General features: G+C 71.3%; 7 protein-coding genes. 1 reads left to right on the top strand and 6 read right to left on the bottom strand.

The window, feature by feature from the left end; all coding sequences use genetic code 11:
* Positions 1 to 242: 242 nt before the first annotated feature.
* From dnaG to dusB, 3 genes are read right to left on the bottom strand one after another with little or no spacing between them, the layout of a single operon-like run.
* Positions 243 to 2,162, bottom strand: coding sequence for a DNA primase (gene dnaG / locus DEJ09_RS17845; protein WP_111089454.1), 1,920 nt, complete (start codon positions 2,160 to 2,162; stop codon positions 243 to 245).
* 40 nt (positions 2,163 to 2,202) lie between these two features.
* Entirely contained in the window at positions 2,203 to 3,498 is a 1,296-nt protein-coding gene (locus DEJ09_RS17840) for a deoxyguanosinetriphosphate triphosphohydrolase (protein ID WP_110864660.1), read from the bottom strand.
* Positions 3,495 to 4,661, bottom strand: coding sequence for a tRNA dihydrouridine synthase DusB (gene dusB, locus DEJ09_RS17835; RefSeq protein ID WP_111089453.1), 1,167 nt, complete (start codon positions 4,659 to 4,661; stop codon positions 3,495 to 3,497). The genes DEJ09_RS17840 and dusB overlap by 4 nt, the downstream gene beginning before the upstream one ends.
* 47 nt (positions 4,662 to 4,708) lie before the next feature.
* On the opposite strand from dusB, the gene DEJ09_RS17830 reads away from it, so the two are divergent.
* Positions 4,709 to 5,194, top strand: a complete 486-nt coding sequence (locus DEJ09_RS17830) for an aminoacyl-tRNA deacylase (RefSeq protein ID WP_111089452.1) — start codon at positions 4,709 to 4,711, stop codon at positions 5,192 to 5,194.
* 8 nt (positions 5,195 to 5,202) lie between these two features.
* Here DEJ09_RS17830 and DEJ09_RS17825 read toward each other — a convergent pair whose 3' ends face one another.
* The 3 genes from DEJ09_RS17825 to DEJ09_RS17815 all read right to left on the bottom strand — a co-directional run bounded on the left by DEJ09_RS17825 (position 5,203) and on the right by DEJ09_RS17815 (position 7,722).
* Positions 5,203 to 5,466: a hypothetical protein gene (locus DEJ09_RS17825; protein ID WP_146245769.1), complete on the bottom strand. Its 264-nt coding sequence runs from the start codon at positions 5,464 to 5,466 to the stop codon at positions 5,203 to 5,205.
* Positions 5,467 to 5,471: 5 nt separating this feature from the next.
* Positions 5,472 to 6,206: a DsbA family protein gene (locus DEJ09_RS17820; RefSeq protein WP_111089451.1), complete on the bottom strand. Its 735-nt coding sequence runs from the start codon at positions 6,204 to 6,206 to the stop codon at positions 5,472 to 5,474.
* A 130-nt stretch (positions 6,207 to 6,336) separates the two neighbouring features.
* Positions 6,337 to 7,722, bottom strand: a complete 1,386-nt coding sequence (locus tag DEJ09_RS17815; RefSeq protein WP_071405363.1) for a glycine--tRNA ligase — start codon at positions 7,720 to 7,722, stop codon at positions 6,337 to 6,339.
* Positions 7,723 to 7,834: the final 112 nt, after the last annotated feature.

Here is a 7,834-nt window from a genome sequence, read left to right as displayed (position 1 = left end):
GGTCACGACTCACCGCCCGCCCCACCCCGCGCGGTCATGTCCCGTCGGCCGAACCCCGGCCAGCCGACGATCTGCGACCACTCGAGGCCCGACAGACAGCACGTCCTGACCACTCACGGACCGCCGAGGTCGCACGAACTGCCGCTCGCAGCCCCGCCGCACGACAGTTCGTGCGACCTCGGCGATGCGCACGCGGCGCGTCGTGCGACCGGGGCGACCCGGCACCAGCCGCGCGAAGGGCCCTAGGACGCCTCGGCGTCGGCGCGCAACCGCATCCGCTGCCCGTCGATGTCGACGAGCTGCCGCTGGATCTCGGCGCGGCGCTCGGCCTGCTCGTGCGGGTCGGCGCGCTGCAGCTGCCCGAGCAACGAGGCCTTGCGGGCGAGCAGGTCGCGCTCGACCAGGGCCACGACGATGCTCCGGCAGTAAGCCGCCAGGTCCTCCGCGTTGCGCGCGGGGATCGGTGCGAGGGCGAGTTCGTGCGTCAGGGTTCGCAGCGGCGCCGGCACGTCGGCGAGCAGCCGGTCGAGCCAGTCCCCCGCGCCGATGACGTCGACGTTGGCGACCACGGCGTCCCGCACCGCGGCGAGCATCGGCGTCGAGAACGTGGCCGACGCGGCGAGCCCGAGCATCGGTGCGCCGACGGACGTGGGCTGCTGCACCATCGCCATCACGGCGTCGCGCTCCATGCGGCTGATCGGGTCGTTCGGCAGCGAGCGGATGCCGGCGACGGGCTCGTCGGGGGTGTCGGCCCCGTCGGTGCCGTTCCCGTTGCGGCCATCGCGCCCGGCGCCTGCGGACCGGTCGTCCTGCCCGGCGGAGCCCGCACGGCGCCTGGCGGTCTCGACCGACCGACGGACCTCGGGGATCTCCATGCCCAGCCAGCCGGCGAGTTCGCGGACGTAGCCCTGCGTCAGCGAGCGGTCGCGGATGCCGGCGAGCACGGGCGCGGCCGCACGCAGGGCACCGACGCGCCCCTCGACGGTCTCGAGGTCGTGGCCGTCGAGCGTGCGGCGGATCATGAACTCGAACATCGGGCGCTTGTTCGTGACCAGGCGGCGGATGGCGTCGTCGCCGCGGGCGAGCCGGAGGTCGCACGGGTCGAGCCCGCCGGGTGCCACGGCGACGTAGGTCTGCGCCGCGAAGCGCTGTTCCTCCGCGAACGCACGAGAGGCGGCACGCTGCCCGGCCTCGTCGGGGTCGAACGTGAACACGACCTCACCGTTGGCGTTCGGGTCGGCGCCGGCCAGGTCACCGAGCATCGGGCGCAGCACCTTGATGTGGTCGACGCCGAACGACGTGCCACAGGTGGCGACCGCGGTCGTGACGCCCGCGACGTGACACGCCATCACGTCGGTGTAGCCCTCGACGATGACGACCTGCTTCTGCTTCGAGATGTCGCGGCGGGCCAGGTCGAGCCCGTAGAGCACCTGGCTCTTGTGGTAGATCGGGGTCTCGGGCGTGTTGAGGTACTTGGGACCCTTGTCGTCCTCGAGCAGGCGGCGCGCCCCGAACCCGATGGTCGCCCCGGTGACGTCGCGGATCGGCCACATCAGCCGCCCGCGGAACCGGTCGTACGGCGAGCGGTCACCCTGGCTGACGAGGCCGGCGGACACGAGCTCTTCCATCGTGAAGCCACGCCCGCGCAGGTGGTCCTTGAGCATGTCGTAGGACTTCGGCGCGAAGCCGACGCCGAAGTGCTGGGCAGCCGAGGGGTCGAACCCGCGCTCCCCCAGGAACCGGCGGGCGGGGTCGGCGGCGGCGGTGGTGAGCTGCGCGGTGAAGTACTCGAGCGCGGCTTCGTTCGCGGCGATCAGCCGGGCACGGGTGTTGTAGTCGGTGCGCGGCCCGTCGCCCTCTTCGTAGTGCAGGGTGAAGCCGATCTTCGCGGCCATGCGCTCGACGGCCTCGGCGAAGGTGGTGTGGTCCTGCGCCATGATGAAGCTGAAGACGTCGCCGTCCTCGCCGCAGCCGAAGCAGTGGTAGCGGCCGACCTGGGGCCGGACGTGGAACGACGGGGAGCGCTCGTCGTGGAAGGGGCACAGGCCCTTCATCGACCCGACGCCCGCGTGCTTCAGCGTGACGTAGTCGCCCACGACGTCGGCGATGTTGACACGCGAGCGGACCTCGTCGATGTCGTTCCGCGCGATCCTGCCAGCCACCCCTCGATCCTAGTTCGTGGGACCGACGTCGGCGGACCGGTCAGACGGCGATGTGGACCGGGTCACGGTCACCCACCACCAGACGTCGGTGCCAGGCGAGTGCACCCTGGTCGGTCAGGCTCGCGACCTGGTCGACGACGGCGCGCAGTCGGCCGGCGTCGTCGTCCGCAGCGTGCCAGTCGGCGGCGAAGCCCGGCTCGAGGTCGGACGCACCGGTCGCCGCCAGCGCGTCGAGCAGTTCGGTGAGCACGCGGCGCTGGTCCTCGTACACGGGCTGACGGTCGCCCTGGGTCATCACGAAGGCCGCGACGATGCCCTTGAGCACCGCGATCTCGCCGATGATCTCGGGCGGGGTGACGACCGACGCGGCGAACCGCACGAGCGATCCCGAGGCGTAGGACTCGCGGGTGGCCGTCGTTGCGGTGCGCGCGAAGCGTCCGATCAGCTGCGACGTCAGGTTCTTGAGGCGTGCGGCGTCACGGCGGGAGCCGTCGTACGCGGTCATCCAGAGCGGCAGCGCACGCAGGCGGTCGAACGCCTCGAGCAGCTCGTCGCGGCTCAGGTCGTCGCCGACCCAGGCGTGCATGGCGGTCACGATGTCGTTCTCACCGACGCGGTCGCCCAGGGCCGCGACGTCGATGAACCCGGCGACGACGGCGTCCTCGAAGTCGTGCACCGAGTACGCGATGTCGTCGGCGAGGTCCATCACCTGCGCCTCGATGCACCGCTGGCGACGCGGGGCGCCGGCGCGGAGCCACTCGAAGGCGTCGTGGTCGTCGTCGTAGAAGCCGAACTTGGTGCGCCCGGACGACGACTCCGACACCCCCTGCGCAGCGGGCCACGGGTACTTGCAGCTCGCGTCCAACGACGCACGGGTCAGGTTGAGTCCGAACGGACGGTCGACGTCGGCGCCGGGCCGGACGCCGTAGACCTTCGGCTCGAGCCGCGTCAGCAACCGGAGCGTCTGCGCGTTGCCCTCGAAGCCACCGATGCCGGTCGCCCAGGCGTTCACCGCGGTCTCGCCGTTGTGCCCGAACGGCGGGTGCCCGATGTCGTGCGCCAGGCACGCGGTGTCGACCACGTCGGGGTCGAGTCCGAGCGAGTCGGCGAGCTCGCGGCCGACCTGCGCGACCTCGAGCGAGTGCGTCAGCCGGTTGCGGGCGAAGTCGAGCCCCGCGGTCGGGCTGAGCACCTGGGTCTTCGCTGCCAGGCGCCGGAGCGCACTGGAGTGCAGCAGTCGGGCGCGGTCACGGGCGAAGTCCGAGCGGCGGTTGCCGTGCTCTTCGGGGAGCCAGCGCTCCGCGTCCGCCGGACCGTACGAGGCGGTGGCGCTCATCCGCCGCTGTGGTGCAGCTCGGCGGCGGCCAGGACCTTGCGGAACTCGGAGTCGACCTCGCGGCTCTCGAGCCAGCGGTCGGGCAGGGCGGTGCGCTTCGGGTGCCCGGCACGACCGCGCGGCCCCTCGGCGTCGGCACCCGGGTACGGTGCGTCGTGGTCGAGCTGGCCGAGGAAGTCGTCGATCTCCTGCAGGCTCGACGCCATCGCCAGGCCTGCCCGGACGTCGCTGCCGATCGGGTACCCCTTGAAGTACCAGGCCACGTGCTTGCGGATGTCGCGGCAGGCGTGCTCCTCGTCGCCGAAGAACTCGACGAGCAGCTCGGCGTGCCGACGGAACCCGTCGGCGACCTCGCCCAGGGACGGCATGTACCGCAGCCCCTCGCCGCGGAACGCCGCGGCCAGGTCACCGAACAGCCACGGGCGACCGAGGCAGCCACGCCCGACGACCACGCCGTCGGCACCGGTCTCGTCGATCATCCGGAGCGCGTCGGCGGCCGACCAGATGTCGCCGTTGCCGAGGATCGGGATGTCGGTGACGGTCTCCTTCAGCGTGGCGATCGCCGACCAGTCGGCGTGCCCGGAGTAGTGCTCGTTCGCGGTGCGGGCGTGCAGCGACACCGCGGCGACACCGGCGTCGCGCGCGATGCGTGCGGCGTCGAGGTAGGTCAGGTGGTCCTCGTCGATGCCCTTGCGCATCTTCACCGTGACGGGGACGTCGCCCGCGGCGCGCACGGTCTTGGTGACGAGCTCGCGGAACAGGTCGAGCTTCCAGGGCAGAGCCGCGCCGCCGCCCTTGCGGGTGACCTTGGGCACCGGGCACCCGAAGTTCAGGTCGATGTGGTCGGCACGGTCCTCGCCCACCAGGATCGACGCCGCCTCGGCCACGGTGTTCGGCTCGACGCCGTACAGCTGGATCGACCGCGGGGTCTCGGACTCGTGGTGCTGGATGAGCTGCATCGACACGGGGGTCCGTTCGACCAGCGCACGCGAGGTGATCATCTCGCACACGTAGAGCCCGGCGCCGTACTCGCGGCACAGCCGGCGGTACGCCATGTTGGTGATCCCGGCCATCGGCGCGAGCACGACCGGCACGTCGACCTCGATCGGGCCGATGCGCAGGGGGCCGCCGACTCGCGAGGCGGGTGCTTGTGTGATCGTCATACCTGTCCCATCTTCCCACGTCGGTGCGCGCCGGTAGCGTTCTCCACATGACGACCGACGCCAGCTCCCGGTTCGACGCCGACGCCCAGGCCCGTGGCCTGCCGGTCGAGGTGGTCGAACGCCCGGCCGCGGACTCCCTGCACGAGGCCGCCGAACTGCTCGGCATCGAGCCCGGCGACATCGTCAAGACCCTGGTGGTGAAGCGCCACGACGGCGGGTTCCTGCTCGCCCTGGTGCCCGGCGGCCGCAGCATCGCCTGGAAGAAGCTCCGCACGGTCGTCGGCGTCAACAAGCTCTCGATGCCCGACGCTACCACCGCGCTCGGGGCGTCCGGCTACGAGCGCGGCACCATCACGCCGATCGGTGCCACGGGCGACTTGCCGGTGTACGCCGACGAGCGCATCGTCGGCCGCCGCGTCGCCCTGGGTGCGGGCCGGCACGGGGCGAGCGCCTTCGTCGACGCCGACGCGCTCGTCGCCGCCTACGGCGCGACCGTCGCCGACATCACCGACGAGGAACCGCAGCGCGACTGACGCAGCCGTCAGTCCGGCACCTCGGACCAGTCGCCCTCGGCCCCGGCGAACGAGCCGGCGTCGATCAGGCACGCATCGCCCTCGCAGACCGGCGCACCGCCGGGCGTGACGAGCGTGAGCAACGCGGGACGGGCCTCCAGGCCGGGAACGCCGGAAACGCCGGAAGCGGCGGAGAGGCCGCGCACGCCCGGCAGTCCCGTGAGCGCGTCCGGCACGGACGGTACCGACGTCACGGCCTGGAGGCGCACCGCGCCCTGGTCACTGATGGTCATGTCCGTCATCGGGTCGCCGCCACGTCCGCGCTCGCGTCGTCCGCAGCGCGCTCGGCCGCCGAGGCGACCTCCTCCGGCGTGGTCTCGCGGAGCGCGACCACCTGGCGGAGCACCTGCTCGAACGCCGTGGGGTCCTGGGCGCCGGAGACGCCGTACTTGCCGTCGATCACGAAGAACGGCACGCCGTTGATCCCGTACGCCTGCGCCTGGGCCTGGTCGGCGCGGACCGCAGCGAGCTGGGCGTCGTCGCGCAGGGTGCTGAGGACCTCGTCGCGGTCGAGACCGATCTCCGCCGCCAGGTCGGCGAGCGAGGACTCCTGTCCGACGTGCTCGCCGCGCTCGAAGTAGGCGGTGAACAGGCGCTCGACCATCTCGAGCTGCTTGCCGTGCTGCTTGGCGAGGTGGATGACCTGGTGGGCCTTCACGGTGTTGGTGTGGTGCATGGCCTCGAAGTCGTACTCGAGACCGACGCCAGCGGCGATGGCGCTGACCTGGTCGAGCATCTGCTGCGCCTGGTCGACGGGCATGCCCTTGTGGCCGGAGAGGAACTCGGCCTCGGTCCCCTCGAAGTCGAGGGGGGTGTCCGGGCTCAGCTCGAAGGAGTGGTACTCGACCTCGACGGGGCGTCCTTCGCTCGAGGCACCGAACGCGGCGACGCCGGCCTCGAACTTGCGCTTGCCGATGTAGCACCAGGGGCAGGCGATGTCCGACCAGACATCGACCTTCACGGAGTCGTTCATGCTGACCCCAACGCGCTCGTGCGGCGCGCATTCCCGTCACCGGCAGCAAGACACCGGTGTTCGCAGGTCGAACACCCGATTGCGGGTGTGCAACGCACGAACACCGGTGTCTTGCGGAGCCGCCGAACCCCTACGCGCCGAGCAACCGCTGCGCCAGGTACCCCTGCAGCTGGTCGAGCGAGACGCGCTCCTGGCTCATCGTGTCGCGCTCGCGCACCGTGACGGCCTTGTCCTCGAGCGTGTCGAAGTCGACCGTGATGCAGAACGGCGTGCCGATCTCGTCGTGGCGACGGTAGCGACGGCCGATGGCACCGGCGTCGTCGAAGTCCACGTTCCAGTTCTTGCGCAGGTCGTCGGCCAGGCCGCGGGCGACGGGCGAGAGCTGCTCGTTGCGCGACAGCGGCAGGACCGCGGCCTTCACCGGGGCCAGGCGCGGGTCGAGGCGCAGGACCGTGCGCTTGTCGACGCCGCCCTTCGCGTTCGGGGCTTCGTCCTCGTGGTACGAGTCGAGCAGGAACGCCATGAGCGCACGGGTCAGCCCGAACGACGGCTCGATGACGTACGGCACGTACTTCTCGTTGGCGGCCTGGTCGAAGAACCGGAGGTCCTGGCCGGACGCCTCGATGTGGTTGTTCAGGTCGAAGTCGGTGCGGTTCGCGACGCCCATCAGCTCGCCCCACTCCGAGCCGGTGAAGCCGAAGCGGTACTCGATGTCGGCGGTGGCGTCGGAGTAGTGCGCCCGCTCGCCGTCCGGGACGTCGAATCGACGCAGGTTCTCCGGGTCGATTCCGAGGTCGGTGTAGAACGCCACCGAGTCGGCGATCCACTGCTCGTAGTGCTCCTGGGCCGAGGCCGGCGGCACGAAGTACTCGATCTCCATCTGCTCGAACTCGCGCGTGCGGAAGATGAAGTTGCCGGGCGTGATCTCGTTGCGGAACGCCTTGCCGACCTGACCGATGCCGAACGGGGGCTTCATGCGGCTGGTCGTGACGACCTGCGCGAAGTCGACGAAGATGCCCTGGGCCGTCTCGGGGCGCAGGAAGTTCAGGCCCTCTTCCGACTCGACCGGGCCGAGGTAGGTCTTGAGCATCCCGGAGAACTCGCGGGGCTCGGTCCACTCGCCGCGGGTGCCGCAGTTCGGGCAGGCGATCTCGGCCATGCGGCCCTCGGGGTCGCGGCCCTTCTTGGCGACGAACGCCTCGATCAGGTGGTCCTCGCGGAACCGGTGGTGGCAGTGCAGGCACTCCACCAGCGGGTCGGTGAAGGTCGCGACGTGGCCGGAGGCCTCCCACACCTTGCGGGGCAGGATCACCGCGGAGTCGAGGCCGACCATGTCCCCGCGGCCGCGGACGAACCGCTGCCACCACTGGCGCTTGATGTTCTCCTTGAGCTCCACACCGAGGGGCCCGTAGTCCCATGCGGAGCGGGAGCCTCCGTAGATCTCACCCGACTGGAAGACGAAGCCGCGGCGCTTGGCCAGGGCGATGACGCTGTCGAGACGGGAGGGCTGTGCCAAAGGGTGCTCCAGAGGTCGCCGAGCTGGGTGCTCGGTGCGGAAACGGTCCGGGCAAGACTACCGGCGATCCCGGCCCGGGAGGCCCGCCCCGGGTCCGCCCTCCCCGCTCACC

This window comes from Curtobacterium sp. MCLR17_055 (genome assembly GCF_003234305.1).
Taxonomy (GTDB): Bacteria; Actinomycetota; Actinomycetes; order Actinomycetales; family Microbacteriaceae; genus Curtobacterium; species Curtobacterium flaccumfaciens.
This window is presented reverse-complemented; position numbering and strand designations above follow the sequence as displayed.

Excerpts from the sequence above, each read along its gene's own strand:
- DEJ09_RS17840 (WP_110864660.1), bottom strand. The coding sequence starts at position 3,498 with ATGAGCGCCACCGCCTCGTACGGTCCGGCGGACGCGGAGCGCTGGCTC.
- dusB (WP_111089453.1), bottom strand. The coding sequence starts at position 4,661 with ATGACGATCACACAAGCACCCGCCTCGCGAGTCGGCGGCCCCCTGCGC.
- DEJ09_RS17830 (WP_111089452.1), top strand. The coding sequence starts at position 4,709 with ATGACGACCGACGCCAGCTCCCGGTTCGACGCCGACGCCCAGGCCCGT.
- DEJ09_RS17825 (WP_146245769.1), bottom strand. The coding sequence starts at position 5,466 with ATGACCATCAGTGACCAGGGCGCGGTGCGCCTCCAGGCCGTGACGTCG.
- DEJ09_RS17820 (WP_111089451.1), bottom strand. The coding sequence starts at position 6,206 with ATGAACGACTCCGTGAAGGTCGATGTCTGGTCGGACATCGCCTGCCCC.